At 52.0% G+C, this 25206-nt stretch carries 22 protein-coding genes; 12 read left to right on the plus strand and 10 right to left on the minus strand.

The window, feature by feature from the left end; genetic code table 11:
• Window positions 1–89: 89 nt before the first annotated feature.
• Window positions 90–569, plus strand: coding sequence for a hypothetical protein (locus tag ACZ520_RS13560; protein WP_088564552.1), 480 nt, complete (start codon window positions 90–92; stop codon window positions 567–569).
• Here the strand turns inward: ACZ520_RS13560 and ACZ520_RS13565 are convergent.
• The gene (locus ACZ520_RS13565; protein WP_374030888.1) at window positions 566–1750 is read right to left on the minus strand and encodes an RtcB family protein; all 1185 of its coding nucleotides are present in this window, start codon (window positions 1748–1750) and stop codon (window positions 566–568) included. The genes ACZ520_RS13560 and ACZ520_RS13565 overlap by 4 nt on opposite strands.
• 45 nt (window positions 1751–1795) lie before the next feature.
• On the opposite strand from ACZ520_RS13565, the gene ACZ520_RS13570 reads away from it, so the two are divergent.
• Window positions 1796–2659, plus strand: a complete 864-nt coding sequence (locus ACZ520_RS13570) for a substrate-binding periplasmic protein (RefSeq protein WP_464126087.1) — start codon at window positions 1796–1798, stop codon at window positions 2657–2659.
• On the opposite strand, the gene ACZ520_RS13575 is transcribed toward ACZ520_RS13570, so the two are convergent.
• Entirely contained in the window at window positions 2583–3215 is a 633-nt protein-coding gene (locus ACZ520_RS13575) for a DsbA family oxidoreductase (RefSeq protein ID WP_464126089.1), read from the minus strand. The two genes, ACZ520_RS13570 and ACZ520_RS13575, sit on opposite strands and share 77 nt — an antisense overlap.
• A 31-nt stretch (window positions 3216–3246) precedes the next feature.
• Between ACZ520_RS13575 and ACZ520_RS13580 the strand changes: the two genes are divergently transcribed.
• Window positions 3247–4281: an FUSC family protein gene (locus ACZ520_RS13580; RefSeq protein WP_464126091.1), complete on the plus strand. Its 1035-nt coding sequence runs from the start codon at window positions 3247–3249 to the stop codon at window positions 4279–4281.
• Here ACZ520_RS13580 and aspA read toward each other — a convergent pair.
• On the minus strand, window positions 4278–5696 hold the full coding sequence (gene aspA / locus ACZ520_RS13585; RefSeq protein WP_088564547.1) for an aspartate ammonia-lyase: 1419 nt from the start codon (window positions 5694–5696) through the stop codon (window positions 4278–4280). The genes ACZ520_RS13580 and aspA overlap by 4 nt on opposite strands.
• 14 nt (window positions 5697–5710) lie before the next feature.
• A complete protein-coding gene (locus ACZ520_RS13590; protein WP_464128428.1) occupies window positions 5711–6751 on the minus strand; it encodes an MBL fold metallo-hydrolase in 1041 nt (346 codons plus the stop codon).
• Window positions 6752–6838: 87 nt separating this feature from the next.
• Here ACZ520_RS13590 and ACZ520_RS13595 point away from each other — a divergent pair, with 87 nt between their 5' ends.
• Entirely contained in the window at window positions 6839–8416 is a 1578-nt protein-coding gene (locus tag ACZ520_RS13595; RefSeq protein WP_374030895.1) for an ArnT family glycosyltransferase, read from the plus strand.
• 79 nt (window positions 8417–8495) lie between these two features.
• Here ACZ520_RS13595 and ACZ520_RS13600 read toward each other — a convergent pair whose 3' ends face one another.
• Window positions 8496–9164 carry an energy transducer TonB gene (locus ACZ520_RS13600; protein WP_464126094.1) on the minus strand — a complete coding sequence of 223 codons (669 nt, stop codon included), beginning with the start codon at window positions 9162–9164 and terminating at the stop codon, window positions 8496–8498.
• Window positions 9165–9320: 156 nt separating this feature from the next.
• On the opposite strand from ACZ520_RS13600, the gene ACZ520_RS13605 reads away from it, so the two are divergent.
• Entirely contained in the window at window positions 9321–9962 is a 642-nt protein-coding gene (locus ACZ520_RS13605; RefSeq protein WP_374030898.1) for a methyltransferase, read from the plus strand.
• 17 nt (window positions 9963–9979) lie between these two features.
• Here the strand turns inward: ACZ520_RS13605 and ACZ520_RS13610 are convergent, their stop codons facing one another.
• The 4 genes from ACZ520_RS13610 to ACZ520_RS13625 form a co-directional block, all read right to left on the minus strand.
• On the minus strand, window positions 9980–10378 hold the full coding sequence (locus tag ACZ520_RS13610) for a hypothetical protein (protein WP_088564544.1): 399 nt from the start codon (window positions 10376–10378) through the stop codon (window positions 9980–9982).
• 283 nt (window positions 10379–10661) lie between these two features.
• On the minus strand, window positions 10662–11825 hold the full coding sequence (locus ACZ520_RS13615; RefSeq protein WP_088564543.1) for a DNA topoisomerase VI: 1164 nt from the start codon (window positions 11823–11825) through the stop codon (window positions 10662–10664).
• Entirely contained in the window at window positions 11825–13594 is a 1770-nt protein-coding gene (locus ACZ520_RS13620; RefSeq protein WP_088564542.1) for a DNA topoisomerase VI subunit B, read from the minus strand. Before ACZ520_RS13620 ends, ACZ520_RS13615 begins: the two co-directional genes overlap by 1 nt.
• A 183-nt stretch (window positions 13595–13777) precedes the next feature.
• On the minus strand, window positions 13778–17113 hold the full coding sequence (locus tag ACZ520_RS13625; RefSeq protein ID WP_464126097.1) for an Ig-like domain-containing protein: 3336 nt from the start codon (window positions 17111–17113) through the stop codon (window positions 13778–13780).
• A gap of 176 nt (window positions 17114–17289) precedes the next feature.
• On the opposite strand from ACZ520_RS13625, the gene ACZ520_RS13630 reads away from it, so the two are divergent.
• Genes ACZ520_RS13630 through ACZ520_RS13640 form a run of 3 tightly spaced genes read left to right on the plus strand, consistent with a single transcriptional unit; the run spans window position 17290 to window position 20143 of the window.
• Window positions 17290–17727: a pentapeptide repeat-containing protein gene (locus ACZ520_RS13630; RefSeq protein WP_088564541.1), complete on the plus strand. Its 438-nt coding sequence runs from the start codon at window positions 17290–17292 to the stop codon at window positions 17725–17727.
• Window positions 17697–18875, plus strand: coding sequence for a hypothetical protein (locus ACZ520_RS13635; RefSeq protein WP_464126099.1), 1179 nt, complete (start codon window positions 17697–17699; stop codon window positions 18873–18875). Before ACZ520_RS13630 ends, ACZ520_RS13635 begins: the two co-directional genes overlap by 31 nt.
• Window positions 18872–20143 carry an outer membrane protein assembly factor BamB family protein gene (locus ACZ520_RS13640; RefSeq protein WP_464126101.1) on the plus strand — a complete coding sequence of 424 codons (1272 nt, stop codon included), beginning with the start codon at window positions 18872–18874 and terminating at the stop codon, window positions 20141–20143. Before ACZ520_RS13635 ends, ACZ520_RS13640 begins: the two co-directional genes overlap by 4 nt.
• Here ACZ520_RS13640 and ACZ520_RS13645 read toward each other — a convergent pair.
• On the minus strand, window positions 20133–20765 hold the full coding sequence (locus ACZ520_RS13645; RefSeq protein WP_088564538.1) for a hypothetical protein: 633 nt from the start codon (window positions 20763–20765) through the stop codon (window positions 20133–20135). The genes ACZ520_RS13640 and ACZ520_RS13645 overlap by 11 nt on opposite strands.
• A gap of 126 nt (window positions 20766–20891) precedes the next feature.
• Between ACZ520_RS13645 and ACZ520_RS13650 the strand changes: the two genes are divergently transcribed.
• The 4 genes from ACZ520_RS13650 (at window position 20892) to ACZ520_RS13665 (ending at window position 25129) form a co-directional block, all read left to right on the plus strand.
• A complete protein-coding gene (locus tag ACZ520_RS13650) occupies window positions 20892–21512 on the plus strand; it encodes a hypothetical protein (RefSeq protein WP_464126103.1) in 621 nt (206 codons plus the stop codon).
• A 138-nt stretch (window positions 21513–21650) separates the two neighbouring features.
• On the plus strand, window positions 21651–23468 hold the full coding sequence (locus ACZ520_RS13655) for a hypothetical protein (RefSeq protein WP_417868974.1): 1818 nt from the start codon (window positions 21651–21653) through the stop codon (window positions 23466–23468).
• 3 nt (window positions 23469–23471) lie between these two features.
• Window positions 23472–23909 (plus strand): pentapeptide repeat-containing protein, encoded by a 438-nt coding sequence (locus ACZ520_RS13660; protein ID WP_464126105.1) that lies wholly within the window; start codon window positions 23472–23474, stop codon window positions 23907–23909.
• Window positions 23906–25129, plus strand: a complete 1224-nt coding sequence (locus ACZ520_RS13665) for a hypothetical protein (protein WP_464126107.1) — start codon at window positions 23906–23908, stop codon at window positions 25127–25129. The genes ACZ520_RS13660 and ACZ520_RS13665 overlap by 4 nt, the downstream gene beginning before the upstream one ends.
• Window positions 25130–25206 lie beyond the last annotated feature (77 nt).

Below are 25206 nucleotides of genomic sequence, written 5' to 3' on the forward strand. Positions count from 1 at the left end.
GGGCTCCTGCAGAGCTGCTAAAAGTAGATGTCATTGGCGATAAAATACGCTAGGATCGGCTTTTAAAAGCGAACCAGGAGCCCTACCCCATGTCAAAATCAGCTCATCACTCTGCCACTCTTCAAGTCCGTCAAGCCCTGTGGGCTCTGCAAAAAGAAGTTTTGAATTCACTGAAAGACCAATTCGACCGTGAAGTGGGTTATCAGGCCGCTCCGACAGAATGGTTTCAGGTGCTGATGACCGCAGAACGCTATTTGTGGCTGCGTGAACTGACGTCCCTGATGGCTGACATCGACATCCTGACCGAACTGGAACACATCTCTGAAGAAGACGCCGGCGTGGCCCGCGCAGAAATCGAAAAACTTTTGATCAATCACGTCGAAGAAGGTTTTGGAAAACAGTACCGCGACCTGCTGATGTCCGGTGTCGGTTTGTTACCATTGCATTCCCAGTTGAAAGCACATCTGCAGAATCTGCCGGAATCCAAAGTTGAAAAACATCAGACGGCACATCACAGAAAAAACTGGCAGGAAACCCACCGCCAGCAGTCCCGCAAGAAACGCAACTAGCCTTTCACGCACAGCACCTGTTTTAGCACCGCCACGACGTCGACCAGATCCATTTGATTTTTCATCACCTGGTCGATGTCCTTGTAAGCGCCGGGAATTTCGTCAATGACACCGGCGTCCTTACGACACTCCACCCCTGCCGTCTGTTTTTGCAAATCCGTCAGACTGAACCGCCGCTTGGCTTCTGAACGTGACATGCGCCTTCCCGCCCCGTGCGAACAGGAATCAAAAGACTCGGCATTGCCTTTGCCTCTGACAATATAGGATCTGGCCCCCATCGAGCCCGGAATGATCCCCAGATCACCTTTTTGGGCACGCACCGCCCCTTTGCGCGTGATCAGGACATTTTCCCCATAGTGCACCTCGCGGGTGGCATAGTTATGATGACAGTTAACCTTCAGTGAATATGGCAGAGGTGCGCCTTTTTTCCCGACGTGATGAGAAATCACCTCCATCACCCGGCGAAGCATCTCTTCGCGGTTTTCCAGCGCATAGCTTTGCGCCCACTCCAGATCGCGCATGTAATTTTCGTACTCAGTGGTGCCCTCCACATAATAAGCCAGATCCGGATCAGGCAGCTTGACGGCCAGTCTTGCAATTTCCCCTTTGGCGCCGCGGATGTGCTCTTCGGCCAGGCTTTTTCCCACGTTGCGGGAACCGGAATGCAGCATCACCCACACGGCTCCTTCTTCATCGGTGCAGATTTCGATAAAATGATTGCCCCCACCCAGACTTCCCAACTGATGGGACGCGCGGTCTTTCAAGCGCAGCAGGGACACAGACTCCGGCATGTTCTTCCAGCCCTTCCAGTTCTGCACTTCCTGGGTCAGCTTTTTATTGGATTCATGCCCCAAAGGAATCACACTTTCAATTCCGGCGCGCAGACGATCCAGATCATGCAGCACCAGTTCCGGGTTTACATTCAGCCGCGCCGCAATCATGCCACAGCCAATATCCACACCGACGGCGGCAGGAATCACCGCGCCTTTGGTAGCGATCACACTTCCGACCGTGGCACCAATTCCCAAATGCACATCCGGCATTGCTGCCACATGCTTAAATACAAATGGCAACGATGCCACATTCTGAAGTTGCTTCAAGGCTTGTGACTCAACTTCGGATTCTGGAGACCAGATTTTCACCGGAACGTGAGCAGACTTGATATTCGACAGGACTGGCATATAGCTCTTCCTCCACCGATGTTTGATCTGTGATAAGATTAACACATGTCGCAGCTGTTTTTTTTGATTATTTTTTTACTGCTGCCACTGGCGCAGCCCTGCTGGGCTTCACAGTTCCCCTTGAGAATTGTGACCGAGCACTGGCCGCCTATTACCTATGAAAATTCAGGATCTGCGGAAGGAATGGCTGTGGATCTGGCGCGCATGATTCAAAAGTCAGCTTCGTTAAGTCAAAGTATTGAGGTTCTGCCATGGCCGCGGGCTTATCACTTGGCCGTGACCCAGCCTGATGTTTTATTGTTCACAGTGGTCCGCAATCCTGAGCGTGAAAAGCTGTTCACCCTGATCGGCCCCATCGCCAATGGCGAAATCGCCATTTATGTGCGCGGCACCCAGGATCTTGGCAAAGTGACCCTGCAGTCTCTGAAAAAAGACCTGCGTATCGCCGTCCATCGCGGCACCGCCTTCCATAACATTCTGGAGCAAGAGGGTTTCGCCAACATTGTTCCCGTGAATTCATCCGTCAACGCCGCAAAGATGCTGATGTCGGGACGCGTGGAAGCCATCTGCGATGATGAACTGGTCGTTGCCGAACTGTTCCGTCGTGCCGGATACAAATCCAACCCCTTCGTCAAAGTGCTGTCGCTGGCTCACAGTTCTTTGTATTTTGCTTTTTCCCGGGGAACAGCCCCGCTGACCATAAGCAAATGGAAGACCGCCTTTGAAGAAATCAAACGTTCCGGGCAGTATGAACACCTTTACAAAAAATGGTTCCTGAATCTGAAGGCACCGCCAGAAGTTCAACTGTCGCTGCCTCCGGCTCATCCCCTGCTTAAACTTGTTGAAAAGCCTGCAAAAACACCTCGAGTGGCTGAGCTCCTGAAATTCCAGCCTCCCGATTTAAAATAACAAACGGCACCCCGCTGATTCCCAGTGCATAAGCCTCGTCAATCAGCGCGGCCACTTCGTTGAAGCCCTGCTCGCTTTGCAGGAATGTCAGAACCTCATTCTTGTCATAGCCCACTCGTGCCATCACGCTGGCTAAAACTTCGCGCTGGGACAGATCCAAAGCCTCTGCATAATAAGCCTTATAAATTTCATTGGTGACCGCGACCTGATTTTGTCGAGTGCTCGCCCACCAGATCAGACGATGGCAGTCCATCGTATTGATCTGCACCTGCATTTTATCAAAATGAAGTTCAGCGCCCGCGGCGGCGGCCGCTTGAATCACCCGTTGCTCTGCCATTTGAAAACGTTCGCTATTTCCAAACTTGGCAGCCAGATACGCAGCTCGGGGAACACCTTCTGCCGGAGTGCCCGGATCCAATTGAAACGGAAGAACGCTCACATCAAAGTCATACTCATCTTTGACAGATTTCATGGCCTTAAACAGTGTTGTTTTTCCGACATAACACCACGGACAAACAATATCGACCACCAGTTCAAGTTTGATTTTCTTTTTCATAAGGCACCTCCGCAGTAGTATACTGATTTTCATGAGTCTGCGCCATCACATCGATGAAGTTCTGCGAATCCAGCCGATGCCATCTCCATGGCCTCGCATGTTCGTCTGCGCTTTTGCGACGGCCTTTCCTTTGGTGATTGGCTCAATCATGGGGCAACTGCCGGTGGCGATCTTCGGCTCTTTGATGGGCTTTCTGCTGCCTTTGAATGATCATTTGGGGACCTTGGGACATCGCCTGTGGACGATCACTCTGACATTCCTGATGATGGCGGCCGGGCTTTCTTTGGGCATCCTGACCCACAAACACAACGCTCTTTTCATTCCCACACTGCTGGGCCTGGTTTACTGGCTGGGGCTCATGGGCGGAGGCAAGGGCGCGGAACTTGAGCGCGCTTTGCTGTTTTCAATCTTTCAGGTGCTGGCCGGGGCTTACGCCGGGGATCTGCAAAAATATTTCGTCCCGATCGTGAGCTATGCTTTCCTGGGTTATCTGTGCGTCTTTGTTTCTCTGGGCATTTTGGTTTTTTTGCGCCGGCACCGGCCCAACCCCTTTGCGCGACTTCGCACCACCTTGAAAGAATCCATGACCACGGAAAAATCCCGGCATTTGTATGCCACCGGGTATGCGATGGCGATTCTGCTGAGTCTGATTGCCGTGGATGTGCTGAAGGTGGATCACGGCTACTGGGCGGTGGGCACCGTGCTGATTATTATGCGTCCGGAGATCAAACAAAGCGTCTATCGCAGCATTCAGCGATTCCTGGGAACATTAGTGGGTGTGATCGTCGCTGATGTGATTATTTATGCCGAGCCGCCGTTGTGGCTGGCTATTTTGATTTTGGCTCTGGTGAGCTTCTGGGGGCCATGGTCCATCATCCGCAGCTACTGGCTGGGGTCGGCGGTCATGGCTGTGATGTTATTGCTTATTCTGGATATGCCCAATCTGGAACGGGGTGATTTGCACACCCCGATGATTCGCCTGACAGCCACGGGCATCGGCTGCATTCTGGCCCTGGTCGGCATCCTGGTGGTGAACCCCCAGGTGCTTTTCCGGCGCCGCAGTTAGTGCTTCTTCCCAACGTACTTCGGGTTCAGCAGATTTTCCATTGAGAACAACTCATCCAACTGCGCCTGAGTCACCACCCCGCGCTCAAGAGCGACTTCCGCGACATTGCGACCGGTCTCTGCACAGATCTTACCAATGCGGTCCCCTTCGTCGTGACCAATGATCGGGTCCAAATATGTCACAATACCAATGCTGTTCATCACATAATCGCGGCAACGCTCCGGATTTGCGGTGATGCCCTTCACACATTTGTGCTCCAGGGTTTCACAGGCATTTTTCAAAAGATCCAAAGACTCAAACAAGCTGGAGGCAATGACGGGCTCCATGACATTCAACTGCAATTGACCAGCTTCAGCAGCCAGCGTGATCGCCAGATCATTGCCGATGATTTTGAAGCTGACCTGATTCACAACTTCCGGAATCACCGGATTGACTTTCGCAGGCATAATCGAAGAACCGGCCTGCATTTCCGGCAGATTGATCTCCTTTAACCCCGCACGCGGACCGGAACTGAGCAAACGCAAGTCATTGCAGATTTTGGAAAGCTTCACAGCCGTGCGCTTCAAGGCACCGGAAATGATGATGTAAGCACCACAGTCGCTGGTAGCTTCGATGTAATCTTCCGACTGTACGAAAGGATGACCGGTAACTTCAGCCAGCTTTTGCACCGCCAAAGCAGCATATCCCGGAGGTGTGTTAATGCCGGTGCCGATCGCCGTCGCCCCCAGATTCACCTCCAGCATGAATTTCTGAACTGTGCGGGTCAGACGGCCGTCTTCTTTCAGCAAAGTGGCAAAGGCGTTGAACTCCTGTCCCAGGGACATCGGAACCGCGTCCTGCAACTGCGTGCGACCCATTTTTAGAACGCTCTGGAATTCTTTGCCTTTTTTCTCAAAGGCCAAAGCCAGTGAATCCAGTGCCGCCAAAGTTCCATTCAGATGTTCGTACAGCGCCACTCGGAAAGCCGTCGGATACGCATCATTGGTGGATTGGCATTTATTCACATGATCGTTCGGATTGATCACAGAATAGGTGCCTTTTTGCAAACCGCGTTTTTCCAGTGCGATATTGGCAATCACTTCATTGGCGTTCATGTTGATGGAAGTCCCGGCGCCGCCCTGATACACGTCAGACGGAAACTGCTGACCCCATTTTTTCGGATCCTGCAAAACAATGTCACAGGCTTCCACCAGGGACTTGGAAACATCCGCCGGGATGGTGCCCAACTCGCCATTGGCCAGTGCGCAGGCTTTTTTCACCAGCGCCAGACCACGCACAAAACTTTGATTGCCCCCCACCGGGATGCCGGAAATCTGGAAGTTTTCCATCGCACGCACGGTGTGAATACCGTAATAAGCTTCCGCAGGGACTTTCTTTTCACCCAGCAAATCTTTTTCTACGCGGAACTTTTCCATCACAAACTCCAAATCTATTTTCTATTGTCCAATTTCAAAACTTCACCGTGCATCATCACGCGAAAACCACTCTCGGGGATTCCGGCCCGATCCCTGGCCGCCGCCAATTCCTGAGGCGGCTCAGCCATGGGTTCATCACTGAGGCGGAAAGTGCCCCAGTGTACCCCAATGCTCAGGCGGGAATGAAGATCCTTATGAATTTTAACTGCTCCATCCGGATCCACATGCTGCTTTCCCATGAACCAGCGTGGTTCATAAGCACCGATTGGAATCAGCGCCAGATCCACGTCTCCAAAACGACTGTGCACGTCTGAAAAATCCTTCGAATAACCGGTGTCGCCGGCATAGAAGAATTTGAATTTTTCTGACTGCACGTGCCAGCCACCCCATAAAGTCTGATTACGATCCCAAAGACTGCGCTGGGTCCAGTGCTGAGCGGGTGTGAAAGTGATCGTCAGTCCATCAAGGCTGAATTGTTCCCACCAGTCGAGTTCTTTGACGTTTTCAATTCCTTCGGATTTCAACAGGTCCGCATTTCCCAACGGAACCAGGAACAGAGTCTTTCCCTGATTCTGTTTGTTCAGTTCGCGCAGGGTTTTTAAATCAAGATGATCATAGTGGGCGTGGGAAACCAGAACCACATCCACCGGCGGCAGTTCTTTTTGCTCAAAAGGCAAAGCCACCAGGCGTTTCGGCCCCATGAAACTGACCGGAGACACGCGTTCCGAGAAGACCGGATCAGTGACAACATTTTTTCCGTGCAACTGCAGCAGGAAAGAGCTGTGCCCGATCCAGGTCAGTGTGGTTTCACTTTTATTCTGGCGCAAATATTCTGTGTCTGTTTTCAGCACAGGCGGACGAAACGGCGCTTCGTCTTTATGCGGTCCCGTCAGACGCTCCCACTGCCACTTCCAAAAGCTGGCTTTCGGGGAATTGTCATAGTTGTTGTAAAACTGGGTTTCCCCGCGATGTGGTTTCTGGGGGTCATGATAACGGAAACTTTGGCACCCCAAAAACACAAACAACCCGGCCACAGCGATCAAGGTCAATTTCATGCCCCGCAGAGTCTCATCCAGCGCCTTTACAGGCAAGAATTTGGTTGCCACCGACGCCCCAAGATATTACGACAGAGCTTTGACAAAATGACCGAACACCCCAGCAAGGACACCCCTGTGATTCGTGAATTCTGGAAGCGCCAAAACCTCTCGCAAAAAGTCACCATCCTGTTCATTTTGACACTGTTTTTCCGAGCTTTTTTCTCGCTGAATATCGGCCTGATTGATGACGAGGCTTACCACTGGTCCTGGGCCAAATGGCCCCAGCTTTCCTATTTTGACCACCCGGCCATGATTGCGTGGCTTGAAGCCATCACCACCAGTGCTTTTGGTGACACCTATCTGGGGGTGCGTCTGCCGGGCTTCCTGTGCTTTGTTGGCACGGTCATTCTGCTTTACAAACTGACTCGCGATTTGTTTGACGACTGGGCGGCTATTTTTGTCGGCGTTGTTTTGCTGTGGTCCCCGTTCTGGGGCTTTGGGGGCTATGTGGCATCTCCGGAACCTCCCTTCATGTTCTGCTGGGTGGCGGCCTCCTACGTGTTCTGGCAGGGCGTGCGTGAAGACGGCAAAGCCTGGAGCGTGAAAAAAACCTGGATCTGGCTGGGCATCCTGATGGGCTTGGGTCTGAATTCAAAATTCATCATCGCCCTTTTGGCGCCGGGTTTTGGCCTGTATCTGCTGGCGACACCTTCACGCCGCAAGGACCTTTTGACGCCTTGGCCGTGGGTGGGGTTGCTGATTGCGACTGTTCTGGCGACACCGATCTTCCTGTGGAATCACCTGCACGAGTGGCCGGGTTTCAAATATCAGTTCCATGATCGTCACACGGGCGCCAAATTTGATATCGGCCGCTGGCTGGTGTTCTTCGGAGCTCAGTTGCTGTTTGCCACTCCGTTCCTGTACGTGATGATCGCGCTGGCGTTTATCACTTCATTCATTAAACGCCACGAGGCGCGCTGGAGATTCCTGCTGTGCCTGACCCTGCCTTCGATTGCGATCTTCTATCCACAGCCGCTTTGGGCGGAATACAAGCCCCACTGGAGTGGTGCCGCCTACACCCTGCTGTTGATGGGTGCGGGAGCGATCTGGTCTCAGGGTTTGGTATGGGGTCGTCGTCAAATTGTTCAGGCGCGAAGCAAAGTCTTCACGTGGGGTATTGGCGCCTTCTTTGTGCTGCTGGCTTTGATCAGCTACACACCGTTTGCTTATCCGTGGATTCCTAAAGCGTACAAACTGTTCAACCCCAATGGCGAGTGGCAAACCACCTATGACTTCAGTAACGAATTCACCGGCTGGGAAGACCTGGGTCGCTATGTGAATCGTCGCCAGCGTGAAATCCACGCCGAAAGCGGCAGCAAGCCGTTCATCGCGGCTCACCGCTATGAAAACACGGCGCAGACCACCTGGGGCACAAAACAGAAAGTGTACATGCTAAGTTCTACGGTCAGTCATTACACCGTGATGCAATCACCGGAGGAAATGAACAATCTGAAGGGACAAAACGCGATCTTCGTCAGCACGGAAAAATATCCGGCCGATCCGATGGAGTGGGCCGCTTGGGATGGTTGCGACAAAGAGACCTTGAAAACATTCCGTCACGGCATCCACGCAAGAACCTTCAACGTGTACTTCTGCCGCAACTTCCAGGGCATCACGAAATAGCCCTGCCTTTAAAATCGGTCAAAATGCCTCAGGCGCAAGGCTCGCCGACAACGCAGTCGAATGAGGTATTTTCACCGATTTAGTTCAACACGTACTCGATAGGAACTGTGATCGACCAGGAGCCTCTTTGGATTTCCTGCGGGAAAGGCTTCAAACCGTGGATGCCTTTGACCAGATCCAGGGCCGCCTGATTTAAAGAATCATACGGAGTCTTTTCCACGATCTCACTGGTCAGCAAGGAACCATCCTGCGCCAGTGTAAAGCGCATGGTGACTTTTCCGGTCTGACCCATTTTTTTGGCGAGCATTGGATAGCGCTTACGGCGCTCCAGCAGCTTTTTGATCTCGTAAAGGTAACGCTGCTCCGGCGACACTTCACTTCCGTTGACAACCCCTTCACGGCCTTCCAGGGCCCCTTTGTCAGAAGTCCCCGCCAAGGAACCCGCGGCCTTCCCGTTAGCAACAGGTTGCGGAGCCGCTTCCGTCACTTTCTCAGACTTGATGGCCGGGCCTTCGGAGTTGTCGGCCGCCACCGGGGCTTTCATCTTCGCGGCCTTGACTTGTTGTTCGTGCTTTGGAGCCTGAACTGTGCCGCCATCGCCATACTGAAGCTCCACGCCCACCGGCAGCGGAAGCACTTCCGGAGCCGCCATACCCACCGCCAGCGCGAACAGCCCGCCATGCAAAAGCACCGACAGGGTCACGGAACGGTTGATATTCAAAGATAATGAGAATTGTTTATTGGACATGGTCTTGGCCAATTTATAGATTCTTGGCCCGGAAAACTCAATACAGGCCCCCTAAATTGAGCCCAAATGTAATTAATTTAGATCTGAGCCTTTGCTAATGAAAGCGAAATGAAAAAATGGACATTTGGCAGAGGGAAATCTAAAACCTAGGCCCTGATGAGCTCCCTGAACCCGCATTTCACCTTTAACTACTCCCAACCCGAGGAATACCGTTTTTCCCATGATTCGGTGTTTTTGGCGCGTCAGGTGTTTGAGCTTTTGAACGAGGATCTGGGCACCATGACCGCCCTGGATCTGTGTTCCGGCTGCGGGATCGTGGGCCTTGATTTTCTGTATCACTGCAAATCAGAAAACCGCGCCTATCCTTCCGGATTTGATTTCATGGAAGTGCAGGATGTTTATCGCGAGCACTTTGAAAAAAATCGGGCCGCCTTTGGCGACAACCCGCCTTCAGTGAATTTCGTAAATCAGAATTACGAATCGCTGCGGACCCCTGAATTCAGCGGCCGCTATGATCTGATTCTGAGCAACCCGCCTTACTTCCGCATCAATCAGGGAAAGCTTTCGCCCTCAGAGTTTAAAAACCGCTGTCGTTTCTTTATTGATTCTGATTTCACAAATTTGATTCGCGGAATCGATGCGGCACTGAAACCACAGGGTCGCGCTTATATTTTACTGCGCGATTTACAGGATCACGGCTGGAATCCTTTGGAAGAAGCCCGTCGTCTGCTCAACGGACACCGTGAAATAAAAAAGGTGGCCGACATTCGCGGCACACCTTTGGTTTTAATCAGCTAAAAGAGGCTGACAGCCGACTAGCGGCAGAAAATGGAACCGATGGTTTGTGGTTTCAATGGGAAGATCTGTTCATGCTGGATCTGACCCACCAGACGACCGCTGATACCGTATTCCAGATTGATCAGATACTTGCCATCACCCGCGCGATTTTCAACGCAAGTATAAGCCAAAGAACGGTCCGGAGTGTTTTGTTCAGAGCGATCCGCTTTTTTGCAGATCATGTTCACTGCAAAATCACCATCGAAAGTCGAAAGCACACCCTGTTTCAAATTCACAACGGCTGTATCCTGAATCACAAAGGACAAAGCTGTGTTGTCATAAAGACTGCCAGAGCACTTCGCAACCACCGCCGGAGATACATCGGCTTGAGCGGACAAAGAAACAAACATAGCCAGAGCGACGAAAACAGATTTCATAAAAACTCCCGGGTTTAAAATTCGAGGTTTTTTTAACAAAATTCACAGCAGTTCGAAAGGGCTTTTACCAAACCCTACCGAAGTTTCATCTTTCTAAACGCCTAAATGGTGGAAATAGCTGGAAGTTTTGAAGAGATTATAGTGTTCCGGCGAAAGCCGGCAGTGCTGAACTGCTCCAGCTTGCGCGCCTGCCGGCGCTCCAGCTCTGCCGGGCGCCGCCCGAAAAAAAAGCCCGCATCCGTGAGGACAGGGGCTTGAGTGATTTTTTCTTTAAGCGAAAATCTTAAACGTAAGATCCGCGTTTGATTTTCTCAAGAATCAGCTTTTCTGTCTTGATGGGATCTTTCGGGTCGACAGAGAAGAAGGACTGCTGCTCGCAACGAATCTTTTCTTTGATCAACCAGCGCAGGATGTCCGCCAGATTTTTGTTCTTTTTATCCAGGAAGAACGGATCGTTTTCCAGCGCATCTTTGGCTTTTTTCAAAGCGCGCGCTTCTGCCGGATCGGATTCTTTCACTTTGTAGTGAGGCAGATCGTATTTTTTCACGTCTTCCGGCAACACGCCCAGGAACTTCACGTTCGGTGCGGAGAAGTCAGCATTACGGATCAAAGACGCGGCGGAACCGGCTTTCAAAGTACGGTAGATATTCTGCATGGTGTACGCATCGAGATCCCCGAAGAAGTACATTGGAACATCCAATTCTTCCTGGATCAGTTTTGCCCAGCCACGCACACCGTTGGATGGAACCCCTTGAGCACCCATCACGATACAGTTGTTACGTTTGGTGAAGCCCATGGTTACCAGCGTATTCGCCGTACCTTCGGATTCCACGATCAGGCAGAAATCGATTTTCTTTTTTGCCTTCAGCTTCAGCGCCTGAGGTTTGTTCTTTGGCTGGAATGGAGACGTTCCCAAAGTGGAAAGGTCGATCACGGCCTTGTCCCCGTCTGCCAAAGTCTCAGTCACAACCAGTTGCTGGGAATAAGTCTGCCCACCACGGTCATTGGCGAAAACGTTCAGTTCTTCACGGTACACTTCCAGCATATCGCCGATGAAGTCGATGATAGAGTCGGATTCAGGCTGATCTTCGAAATCCAGTGGTTTCAAACGCGGATTGCCTTTGATCTCACCTTTACACATGTAATAAAGCTCACGCTTCGTATTCACGGTGCCGGTTTCAAGATTGCGCAAAAGCATTTCCAAAAGGAACACCACACGCGCCAGTTTCTGCACGGAAGAAACGTTCAACTCAGTACGAACAACCTTGTCCCCCGGAGTCAGGTAGCCCACTTTGGCGTTGTACAAAGAGTTGTCCAAAGAAGTTTTCACCGCCTCAAGAACCGGACGCTTGGAGGACTCCAGGTCCTTCAGCATCTTGTCCGCAAGAATGCGGGCTTCTTTAGGAATATCAATTTTCAAATCGCGAATGCTGAGTAGTTTTGCCATTACGCTTTTTTCCCAGTGGTTTTCTTAGTGGTTACAGTCTTTTTGGTGGTGGTTTTCTTGGTCCCTTGCGGTTCCTCGGAAGCCTCTTCCACCAGATCACTTGAGGAAATCACATCAAATTCCTCTTCGTCACCGTGAGCGATGCCTTTTTTCTTGTCGCGTTTTTTCTGCTCAAGAAGTTTGGATTCCGCTGCTTCCAAATCCGCCATCGCGTCTTCGGAATCACGGCCCAGAAGTTTCTTCAAACCTTCTTCGGCTTTCTTCTTGCGGGACTCTGGTGCCTTGATGATTCTTGCCAAACCTTCAACCAGGATCGGACCGAACTGCTCAATGTGTGCCAGTTTTCTTTCAAGATCCGCTTCCTTCACTTCTTTTTTGATGTGACGGGACAGCTTTTGACCGGCTTGGATCAAAGCCAGACGGATTTCCGCAACCAGCTCCTCGGAAGCATCAATAGTTTCCTTGGAGGCATTTTTAAACTTGATGAACGGAGACACGATGGAAACCGCGAAGATGTACGGACCCAATGGCAAAGAGTCTTTAGGCTGACCCAAACCATAGGATTTCCAGTTCACGGACTCGATCGCCCACGTGATCGCACAACCGGACTTATCAAATTGCAGCGGAACGCGGTTGGCGAAACGAAGCAAAGTCACCGGAGAATCAGCCTCCTGATTGCGGGTTTTGAAACGCGCCAGCGCCACTTCCACCACAACCGGCTTGAAGTCACAGATTGTCGGCTTGCGGGTCACAACGGCGAAGAAGTCAATTTCGCCCAGACGAGTGATGGATTTGGACAGCGCCTCTTCCCCCACAGTCAGAACAGACTTCGTGCTTGGAGCCATCAGATCTGTGTTTTGCACAGCCTGGAAGACCTTCTTGAAGTCTTCCTCGCTCAACGCGGTCAAAGGTTTCTCAAGAAGACCTTTTGGCAGACCTTTTTTCACGAAATCAGAAATGGACTGGTCCGAAATACGGGAGAAACCCGTTTTCAAAAACTTGGACAAAGTCGTTTTACCGAACAAAGTGGAGTGCGTGATGAACTCACCCAGCTTGAAGGTGTGAGGATGCGGCAAAGATGCTTCCGGAACTTTCGGCACATCGGTGCTTACGCGGGTTACGGTCACGAAGTCGCCGTCCGTCAGCTTGTAGGTGATGGTCATGTGAGGATTCACCAGAATGGTGCCCTCGATGTAAGTCAAAAGACCACCGTCCCCGTTCAGTTGAATACGTCCATCCAGAACAAATTCAACGCGGGTTCCATGCTCACGATCCCAATCCAGAGTTTCTTTGTTTTTCAGAACACCGGTGTTGGATTTGATGTCGACATCCACTTGTGCGGAGATCGCTTTACGCATTTTTTTGGTTTTGGAAATAACACTCACACCACGGGCATTGGTCATCTGCGCCCAGGTGGTCGCCGCAGAGATACCGATACCCTGCTGACCACGGGAGCACTGACCACGACCAAATTTGGAAGAGGCAAGATATTCACCGTAAACCTTGGCAAGGTCTTCACCTTCGATACCAGGGCCGTTATCTTCAACAACGATGCGAATTAAATCAGTATTTTTGGTGGAACCTGCTCCCACCTTGGAGATCTCAACCAGCAGATCCGGCAAGATACCAGCCGATTCGCAGGCATCCAATGAGTTGTCCACGGCTTCTTTCAAGGTCGTCAAAACGGCCTTCAAAGGAGATGAGAAACCCACCTGCTGGAGGTTCTTAGCAAAATATTCAGCTGTGCTACTTTTGGTAATTTTGCTCACAGTCGCTTGGTCCTTACACGATGTTAACGAATTTTAATGAATGACTTTCATAGGTTAAGCCGAACGCAGGGGGTCAAAGCAAGACTTAAGGCTTAGTGATGCTTGGCGTAATTTTAAATGCGAGGAACTGGTAGGCTTTAAAAAGGGGGTCTGGAAGGGTCTAAAAACCCCCCTTTTTCATAGCTATCGATAGGCTTTTCCGCGCCCATTGGACCAGATTTTCAGCCCGGAAGGACTGTTGACGTTCTGGCTGGCGGTGGACGAGTAGGTCAACACACGGTTGTTAATATCCGTGTCACTCGCCACATTTGAAAGGTAAACACCTGAAATATCATTCCATACACAACCGGCAATCTGACTGCCGCCACCAGGAACAATTGAAATCGCAATATCGGCGGGCACACTGACAGCATTAGGGACTTCAATTGCAGCACCCCCGTTACCACCGTTGTAACCATTCGCATCCGTATTCAGATTTCCAGCATCATTCAGGTCGGCCAGACCACCAGATCCACCGCCACCTCCAAAGTGACCGCCGCCGCCGCCACCACCAAAGGTGATATCACAGGCTCCGGCACCACCGCCAAAGCCGGCACCGAATCCGCCGCGCCCAAAGAAGGCCTCACCCGGATTATTTCCCAACGCAGAACCAATCAAACACGTGCTGCCCCCCTGCCCGGCACTTCCATGAGTGCGCGCAACTCCATTAGAGGGAGTATAATCACCCGCTGGAGATGCTCCGCCCGCAACGGCAGTGGCTGGAGATCCCCCGGTACCACCACTGGAGGCTCCGGCGGTTCCACTGACGGCTGCGGATGCAGGTCCTTCACCTGCGCCCCCGGCGCCGCCCGCCCCAACATCACTGTTGTCAGTACCACCGCGACCGCCACCACCGCCACCACCATAAATCATTCCGTTGTTCAAAATCGTGACGTTGGCGTATTGCGCTTCCACTTTAAACGCAGTTCCTCCGTGCTGACCCATGCGCAGGGACCCCGCGGTCGCTGCGGGTGCAAGCCCTCCCGCACCGGAGGCACCAATGATCAAACCATCATTGATCAGACGAACCCGCGCCGTGGCCGCCAAAGATCCCGTGCGCATCGCCGGCAGTGCCGGATCATTGCTGGAAACCTTTACCGTCGGATTCACCCGCACCACAAATGTGCGCGCCGAAGCCGCCACCGCCCCGCTGTATTGAGCCACAGCCTGGTCATAAATATTGTAATTCAAAGTGTCTGCCGCAATCGGAGCCAGCACCACCGCATCTGTCATGGAAACAGCGATACTTGCCACCGCAGATTCATTGGTGCCGCCGCCACTGTCACGCACCTTCACCGTCACCGTTGCCGAAGCATCAACTCCTGCGCTGGCGGACAGATTCACCGTCAGGTCGCCGTCACCCACGCGCGTTTGCGTGCAGTCCACGGTCAGGCGCGAAGTGTTTGAATTGGTGCAGATCAATTCAAGATTCTGCAAGTTTTCATTCGCTGGTCCCACATCCACCGTCAACGTGAAGCTTGAAAGTGTCGCTGAACCCGGCGTCAGCAGAATTTCATGTGTGGTGGGAATAGATGTAATTACCGGCGCATCATTCACCGCTTGAACAACGATGGCGATCTCCTGCTCGACAACCGAGTTGCCAGCACTATTACCATCATCAAACCGGATCTTTGCATAACAAGTCCCGAAATAATCTGCGCGGGGCTTGATGCTGACCGCCCCCGTGGCAGCACTGATAACAAAGTCCGAAGCTGGTGTGACCACCACGGACGTGTCATTGCAGGCTGTGCCCGTCAGGCCGGTATAATCCAGAGAATAAGTGCCCAAGCCCTCATCCAAGGAACTTACGGCGGCAGCACTCAGCACATCCACCAGACCCGAGAAAGACGGATCGTCTTCGGTCAGCACGGTCGGGGTTCCAATTGTCAGCGTCGGTTCAGCATTGGCAATGGTGATGTCGATAAACTGCACATCCGTGGCATTTTGAGGATCTTCAGCGTGAATGGCCAAACGGCAGGTTCCGACGTCATCATCATCCGGCGTCCCCGAGATCGTGACCACCCGGCCATTGCCGGAAGGGGTGGCGGTCAGCCATGGACAGGTGTCTGAAACATCCCGGGTCACTGTCACCGTTTCCGGATCGGGATCCGTGATCGCGACGATACAATTATATTGGTCATCTTCATCGATGTTTGCAGCACAGGGCGCAAGACCTGCGGCAATCACCGGCGCATCCTGAACGTTATTCACGGTGATCGCCACATCCGCATACCCTGTCGAAGGGAAGGCGTCGGTCAGGGCAATACGTATCTGACAGACTCCCTGATAGTCCGGTGCCGGCTGGAAAGAAAATGCTCCCGTGACGGAATCAATACTGTAATTCGCCGCCGTCGGCGCCATCGCGTGATCTTCACAGCGATCTCCCGCCACGGTCGGAGTCACCAATGAATAGGTGCTGCCCGCTTCCTCAATCGAAGAAACATTCGCACCGGATATCACTTCAGCCAAAGCGGCATCTTCAGAAATAATGTAGGGTCCGCCCGTCACATTTACGATTGGCGGTGAGTTGGTCACTGCAAGTTCCCACGCAAAGATCGCGGACTGCCCGCCCACGTCATCTTCCGCATACACCGCCACATGGCAGGTCGTCCCGACTTCCGCAGCAGACGGAGTTCCGGTCACGGCGCCGGTGTTGGCATCAATACTTAACCAAGGTCCACAAGTGGTGGCGGCATCCAGATGATAGGTCAACGTCAGGGGCGAAGGCAGGTCCACATCTGTGGCATTAATACCGCAGGCATAAGCATAGTTTTCACCGATGCTGCCCGCACACGCCAAAGTCGTGATCACCGGCACATCATTCACCGGCTGCAGATCCAACGTCACCGTGACCACAGCCGTTTCATTTCCGGCGCGGTCCACGACTTTATAGGTAAAACTGTCATCGATATCGTTATTTAAGGATGGAGTGTAAGTGCAGTTCAAAACACTGCTGCCACCGCAACCGGAAAGCGAACCGCGCGCGGGGGCCGTCACAATCTGAATTTTATATTGGTCGTTGTCACTGGGTGTGTTCAGTACAAAAGGAGCCGTCACGTCCTCGGTCACCGACACCGTCTGATCAGCCCCCGGCACTGGAGGTTGATCATCAATCAGAAAAGAACCCAACGGCAAGGTTTCCCGGGCATCACGAACCACGGCGATCAATCGCAAGTGATGGGTGCTGCCATCAGCCAGGTGGGAAATATCCCAGTCATAAGCGCCCGTGTTGGACATGCGGTCCTGAATCACCATCCAGGTGTTACCGCCATCCGCCGATGCTTCCAACTTCAAATAGTCTGGCGGAATATCCGCATCCGCCGTCGACCAGCGAATCGGCACAAGAGACGTGGACTTATAGGCGCCATTCAAGTTTTGAGTCTGAGTGATTTTGCTTGTAAGAATAGCCAAGTCGGCGTTCATACACGCCGAAAGCGACAGAAGCATGATGATGGTCAATCCAAGACGTACAGTACTCATCCTCTATATTATCGGAATATTCTGGTAAAACTGGATTGTTTTGATATTAAAAAGGTGCCATCATTTATCTCACAATGAGAAATCGGTTTTATTCGGAATATCTTTTCATTGCTCTTCTCTGGACCAGTGGCGCCCATGCCACTTCGCTCAGCGCTTCTCCCTGGAGCGGTCAAAAAATGGTTAATCTTGAATTCAACGAAAGTGCCCTGGCCTACGCTCAGGTCATCAATGCGACCTTCAAAGACAGTTCTTTGGCACAAAACACATGGATGCAAATCAATCTGACCAACACGCGCTTTGAAAACACACGCCTGGTGGGCACTCAAAGCAACCGTTCTGAATTTGCTGACATCGAATTTTCCAATTCAAACTTAAGCGGATTCAAGTGCGACCTTTGCCGCTTCACGAACTCCACTTTCAGAAAGGTCCGCCTGGACGGGGCCCGTTTTCTGGGGGGGGCTTTTGCCAACACACGCTTTTTGAATTCTGACCTCAGTCGTGCAGACTTTGTCGGGGTCAGGTTTGAAAACTGCTCGGTCGATGCAGCAACGGCAAAAACCGTTCATCCGGCCATGCTAAAAAAATGGAATCTGCCCGTGCAGGAGCAACCATGAAAGAGCTGCTAAAGTCCCGCGCTTTGCAGATTTATGGGGCCTTGCTGGCCTTAACCCATGTGCTGTCGGCCTATTTCTGGATGGACCGATCGCTGGATCTGGTGGTCCGAAGCGCCGAAAAATCCGCGTCGCTGTGCTGGCCGCTTTTGCCCTCTTGTGAAAATCTTCGCTTTATCAGCACGGCAACAGCTTCGACATATCTGCAAGTATATGCCGGACTGGGCTTGATCACGGCCGTTCTTTTTTTGCTTAAAAAGATCCAACCCGCTTATCTCCTGCTGCTGGCATTGCTGGGAATGAAGATTTATTTCACCAGCCTTTCCTATGGACTGATGGGCAACTATCACTACATGAGCTTTTTTGTGCAGGTGGCGTTTCTGTTCCTGCCCCACAAAACCACTGTCATTCCCTTCTTTGTCGGAGTCTTTTACTGGGGCGCCGGGATTCTGAAGCTGGATCCTGAATGGCTTTCTGGCGTGTCGTTGATCCACCCAAGCTTTCTGCCGCCCCCCCTGCAACATGCAAGTCTGATTTATGCCGTCATTCTGGAATGCATTCTGGTAGTGGGGCTTTTCAGCCGACGTGCATGGATTCGCCATGTGACCCTGGCCCAGTTTGTTTTGTTCCATGCCTTTTCCTGGCACATTGTGGGGTACTTCTATCCCATGACAATGCTGCTGCTTCTGGGAATTTTTGTACTGATTCCTTGGTACAAAGAATCGTGGCAGGCGCTATGGGATGAAAATCTGCAGAATAAAAAGTCCGCTGTGATCTTCACCGTGACACTGGCGCTGCTTCAGATTCTGCCTGTCATCCTGGTGAAAGACAGCGCCGCATCGGGGGCCCCCAGACTGATGTCGTTAAATATGCTGGATGCCCGCATGGAATGCGACACCCTGTTGATTCGTCACCAGGAGCGGGCCAGCGAAGTTTACAATCCCTTCGTGAAAGCCCCTTCCACCCGCACCCAATGCGATCCTCTGGTGTTTCTTTCCCAGATCGAGTCCCTATGCCAAAACTCTGGCGAAAATTTTGATTTTTGGATGCAGTCCCGTCGCACCACACAGCTTCAGATGCAAACCCGTCTGATTCTGCGCGATGTCTGCAAAAAATCCCGCGCAGAGCTGATGTGGGCGGAGGTGCTATGAAATACACCTTGTTCGGTCTGTACTGCATCGCTATCGTGGCTTTGCTCATTCGCGCAGAAGTTAGCACCCTGCCCTTGCTGGAAAAAGACCTGAGCTTTCAGGAGCTTCATTCCCCCGTTCACGGAGCAACGCTGACCTATGATTTAAGCCTGCGGGAAACCCGCCAGCCCCAGTCCACTTACCGCGGCAACGCCACCCGATCCGGTCTGGCAATTTCATCGGGGGATCATTTCAAGGCCTTTCAATTGAAATGGCAGGTGCCACAATTAAACAACGGCATTCACCGCGCCAGCAAAAGTTCTCCGGCAGCCGATGAAAAAGGGTTTTATGTCGCTGATGACACGGGTTTTTTACGAGCCTATGACTGGAACGGCTCGTTGCGCTGGCAGTTCTATACCGGAGTCAGCTCCCGCGGCATTCATTCGACTCCTCTGACCGATGAAGACAGTGTTTATGTCGGGGATTATTCCGGCTATCTTTACAGCCTGAACAAGGATACCGGAGCCATCCGCTGGATCACCAAGACCGGAGTCACCATTGGGTCTTCTCCATTCATGAAGGACGGTATCCTGTACGTCGGTATTGAGCTGGCCAAGCCCGACGGTTACCTGCTGGCGATTTCAGCCCGTGAGGGAAAATGGCTTTGGACCTCACCGTTGATCGGCAATCATCCTCACTCATCCCCCACCCTGGGACTGCCGCAGGGGCTGATTCTGATGGGCTCCAACACCGGCGCCATGCAAGGGTACGAACTGAAAAACGGGAAAGCCAAGTGGAGCTTTGCCACTGGCAGCGATATCAAGTGCGCCGCTTTGATTCACGGGGATCGTGCCTACTTCAGTTCCTGGGACGGGTTTATTTATGCAGTCAAAGCTGATTCCGGAGCCTTGATTTGGAAGACCGAACTGGACAAAGGCGGCAGTATGAGCTGCCCCTCCATCAATGCCGACGGCACCATCCTGGCCATCACCGGTTTCATGAAAAATTTTGTCCTGGAAACATCCCATGGAAAAATCCTGTGGGAAAAAGGAATTGCCGGTCGGGCGTCACGTGCACAAGCAAGCCCGCTGATTATTTCCTATGCTCATCAGGAAGTGGCCGTGATGTTGTGTGAAAACAGAAAAGTGTGCGTTTATGATTTGAAGAGTTCCAAAGAGCTTCAGTCACTGACTTTAACCGGGGATTTTTCAGCTTCGCCAGTTTATTTCAAAAATCAACTGTTCGTGGCGACGACGGGGCCGGATGGCCTGCTGGTCTTTACTCAATAGCGGCGCCCCCGGCACCGAGGCGAAGTTTATAACCATTCTTTTCAGCCATCGCACTGCCAAACTGGGAACCCACCGCACCCGTCATCTGCCAGCCACTGGGATGTGTGGCCACGGTCACCTCACCACCGGAGCTGACAATACGGGTGGTCTCTTTCACAACGGCATCGAACAAAAGATCTTTTTGCCCCTGGAAGCTTCCTAGATTGGTGACCTGCAAAGTTTTGATACCGGGTTCAGAGGACCGGATGCTGCAAACCGAGAAACCAAAGTCATCACTGGGCGTACACACCACCGGGACCGTGCCCAGTCCTTTGATAACTGTGAACTGAGGAACATAGCCGGCAACAACCGTGTTATCTGAATTCATCAATTGAATCGCAAACTGAAGTTCAGTGACGCCATCGGCTTTTCCGGCGGGACCGACCAGAATTTCTGATTTCGCAAAATCACTGATCGCAGGATCCGTGACCACACCGGCGATGGGTTGTTTGTTGGTAATATCAATTCCAGGCGGAAGTTTGGGACCGCGCAGACCTGCCAAATCCTGCAGACTGGCTTCGATTGAACAGCCTGTCAGCAGCAGCAATAGCGGTAAAAGATTTATCGCAAGGTTCCGAAACATTCCAATGCCCCCGATTGATCTGTCCATTATATCGGCAGGTTTCAGGACTTTCTGTAGATTACATCAGGTTTAGAATCCAGCCCCAATTCAAGAAAACTTTCGAATCTTCCGAAATATCAAAGGTCTATGAGCATTCGGAACGTGATACTATTAATTCTCGGGACAGTGGGGATCTCCGTTTTATCGGTGATCATCACCTTGCGTATGACTCAAACCAAAACAGAATCCGCTGCTCACGTCGCCCCGCCAGCACAACAACAAGTCATGCCAGCACAACTTCCTGCAAACGCTGCGGCGCCAGCGCAGCTTCCACCGAATCCGGCTTTGAATTCTCAAAAACCGAAACCCGCCCCCGTGCCGGAAGCAGGAATGAGCTTCGAGGCCGCAACCATTCCAAAAGAATTCCAGCGTGGTCCGGTGGAACAAAAACCACTTTCCGCAGACAACGTCATCAACAGCCTGATGAAAGAAACTCCGGCTTGTCATGACGAATACAAAGAACACTGCACGAAGAATCGTTTTTTGGCAGAGCACCCACTGGCCTGTTTGCGCAGCAAGAAAGATCAACTTTCCCGAGCATGCTTCAACCAGCTATCTGCGGTGCGCGACCGTTTTCATCAGGACTGCGGCAGTGACATCCAAAAATTCTGCGCGGGGGAGGCAAGCTATTTCGTTTGTTTGAAAAAACGCATGTCTGAACTGTCCCCTTCGTGCAAAAACAACATCGCAAAGTCTTCGCGCCCTTAGTGTCTCACACTGAAACAAGATCTGTATAAATTGGTAATTATTTATCCCCCGATTAATGGATTTGGCAAAATAACCCGATAAATAAGGTATTGAGCGACTATTCGACCTTGTATTGAACGTTTCGGAAGGACATAAGGTATGGATTTTTCAACACTCATTAAATTCACGGCCACAGCTCTGTGCAGTTTAAGTGTCTCTGCCAATGCCAGCGTATCTCTGACTGAAGTGCCCCAAGGACTGACGGTCCAGGGTCGTATCATTCAACCCAACGGCATGCCGCTGGAAGATTCCCATGTCTCTTTTAATATCAAGGTTCTTTCTCCAGGGCCGGAGACATGCGTGCTGTTTGAAGAAAACCGCACCGTCAACATGACCAACAGCAAAGGGATCATCAACTTCACTCTGGGAAGCGGTGAAAATGGCGCCACGGTCGTGAACACAGGCCCTCTGCTGGCCATCCATCAGGTTTTAAAAAATTCTGCCGCTATCAACGGGCTGACGTCCTGTGCGGCGGGATATACCGCCTATGTTCCACAGCCGGGAGATGCGCGCAAAGTGCGCGTGACCTTCACGGTGGGATCAGACACCATCACTCTGTCCCCGGACTTCCAGATGCGCTCGGTCCCGTTTGCGCTGGAGTCTGAAAACGCCGTGGCCCTGAATGGCAAAAAGGCCTCGGACTTTATTCAAAAATCTGCGAACGTAACGCAGGAAAAAGCAGACACTCTGTTCCTGCCTGCCAACTTTGATGGCTTGCTGTCATTGCTGAATCCTTCGGCCAGTGCGCCCAGCGTGGGTTCCATCGGCATTCCTAACTCTGACGGATCGGCCGCACCTCCGGCGCGTGACGGTCTTATGCGCTATGATGAAAACACCCAGACGGTGCAAGTATCCGTGGGCGGACAGTGGCAGCCGATTGTCACCGGAAACACCGCCGTGGGGTCTTCAAATATCGAAGACGGTTCCATTGGCACAGCGGATTTGGCACCCAATGCGGTGACTGCGGCACAGATCAGTAGCAACGCAGTGACCACGGATAAAATTGCCGATGAGGCCATTACTTCTGACAAGCTGATGAACATGTCCGTCACCAACGCCAAAATCGCCGATGGTGCAATCACGTTTAATAAAATTGCCAACGGCGCCATCAGTACTTCCAAGATCGTGGATTCCGCCATCACCTCTGCCAAAATTCTGGATGGCAGTATTGTCACCGCCGACATGGCTGATTCCGCAATAACCAGCGCGAAGATCGCTGACGGCACAATTGTAACGTCCGATGTCGCAGACTCTGCGATAACCAGTGCCAAGATTGATGACGGGACCATTGTCACTGCCGATCTTGCCAACAATGCCATCACGACGGCTAAAATTGCCGACGGCAACGTGACTGATGCAAAAATCAATTCTGTTTCCGGCAGCAAAGTGACCGGCAACATCCCTGGCAATGCGGCAGGTTTTTATGGGTCTTTAAATGGTGATGTCACCGGCGGGCAAAGCTCAACCGTGGTCACCGCCCTGCAAGGCCGGTCCGTTGCGAACGTCGGACCGGGGGCTGGTCAGGTTTTGAAATGGAATGGGTCTCAATGGACACCGCAGGCGGATAACAACTCGGGCGGTACGATCACCAGTGTTGGGGCCAGTACCGGTCTGACCGGTGGTGGTTCTTCCGGTGCGGTTGCACTGGGACTGACCAATACCGGTGTCGGTGCCGGTTGGTACGGAAGCTCCACGGTTATTCCGACGTTCTACGTCGATGCTCAAGGGCGCATCACTGCTGTCAGTAACGTGGCTGTTGCTGCCGGTGCTGCCTGCGGGGGCACGCCGCACGGACGAATCACTTTGGCGGTCAACTGCGGAACAGCCGCAGTGACACAATGTTTGAACGGCGGCAACGTTTCCATCGGTACAGTTCTGGTTCCCAACGGCTGTGACGGTGACGGCGACGGTTTCTAAACTGTGAAATCACTGACTTCCTATTATCTCATCATCTACGTGGTCATTCTGGGAGGATACCTTCTTCCCCATGGCCACGAACTGTTTCCGGCTCCGAAAGTTCGCACGCTGAATTTTCCCTCTGTCGAACAGACTTTCAATCCCGCTTTGCCAGTGCTGGCCCCCGGCACCGTGCCTCAGTTTCCCGCGGCTGACATTATACTGCAGGAAAATCTGTTTGCGCCCTTTGCAGTTTTGCGAGATCAGAATCTTTCAGAAAAAAACCTATCAAAATCAAATCTGAGCTTTGCAGATTTACGAAACGCGAATCTGAAAGGCACCAACCTTTCGGAGGCGCTGCTTTACGGAAGCCAGTTGCAGGGAGCCCTGTTTGACTCCGACACCCGTCTGCCCTTTTCATCCGAGACTGCCCGGTCTTTGGGAATGCGAGAAGAGCGATGAAGACCTTAAAGTCCGAGCTGCAAAAACAGCCTGCCTTGTGGATTGTGGGGGTTATTTTAAGTCTTGAACACCTGCTGACTGTTTTTTTCTGGCTGAGCGAAAGACCCCTGCTGTTGATTCTTTCTCCGTCAACGCCCTCGGTTTGCTGGCCGTTGTTTTCACAATGTGAAGCTTTCAAGCCCGGTCCCGAGCTTTTGCAGATGCTGCTGGGCACTTATGCTGTGCTGGCCGTGATTTCATCGGCTCTGTGGGCCCTGAAAAAGAAGCCCCAATGGGCCGCCGGACTGCTTTGGGCTTTGCTGCTGTTCAAGCTGGGGTTCATTCTTCTGGATTATCGTCTGACCGGGAACTATCACTACATTCCCACACTGATAACATTCGCATTCCTGCTGATCCCGGATCGCGCCCGGTCCCTGCCGATGGCATTCTTCGTTTTGTATTTTACGGCCGGATTGTTAAAGCTGAACAGCCAGTGGCTGAGTGGCTCGGCCATCAACGAACGACTGTTCCCGGCCTTGTTCACTGAACTAGGTGTCTGGTATGTGCTGGTTCTGGAACTGGGATTGATTTTTCTATTGTTTGCCAAAAACAATCGATGGTTTTACTTCGTGTTTTCGCAGTTGGTGATTTTTCACCTTTATTCCTGGCACCTGACCCGATTCTTTTATCCATCCGTGATGTTATTGCTGCTGGGAACACTGTTGATCACACGGCCCCTGGTTTCCGACTGGAGCATCAAAGCCACATTCCAAAAGGTCTTTGCCCTGCGAAGTGCTGTGATTCTGACGGTGATCTTCCTGGCCTTGCAGTTGCCGCAATACTATCTGCCCGGCGATGCCGCATTGACGGGTGAAGGACGCATGTATGCGATGATCATGTACGACGGGCGTGTGCAGTGCGAACCTCATGTGACCTTGTGGAAAAAAGATCAAAGCAAAGAAACCGTGCCGCTGACACCTCCCTGGCTGATGACCCGCACTGCCTGTGATCCCCTGGTTTACATGCGGTTGGCAGAGCACCTCTGCCAGTGGAGCGCCAAAGATTCGTCGATTCTGCAGGCAGATCTGACGGTGCCCGTGCGCTATCAGGGCGAAAGCCAGTGGCAACCTCTGGTTGCCGCCACCAACGTCTGCAAAAAACCCCTGACTTATTCAAGTTTCTTTCCCAACTCGTGGATTGCGAAGTTTCAAAAGGACTTTCAGATAAACGGGTCAAAGTGAGACGTTTCCAACGAAAAATCACTCAGATTTGAGCGATTCGCATTTATTGAAGTTGTTAAAGATCCGATAAAAGGGTG

The organism is Bdellovibrio sp. BIS2, from assembly GCF_055398295.1.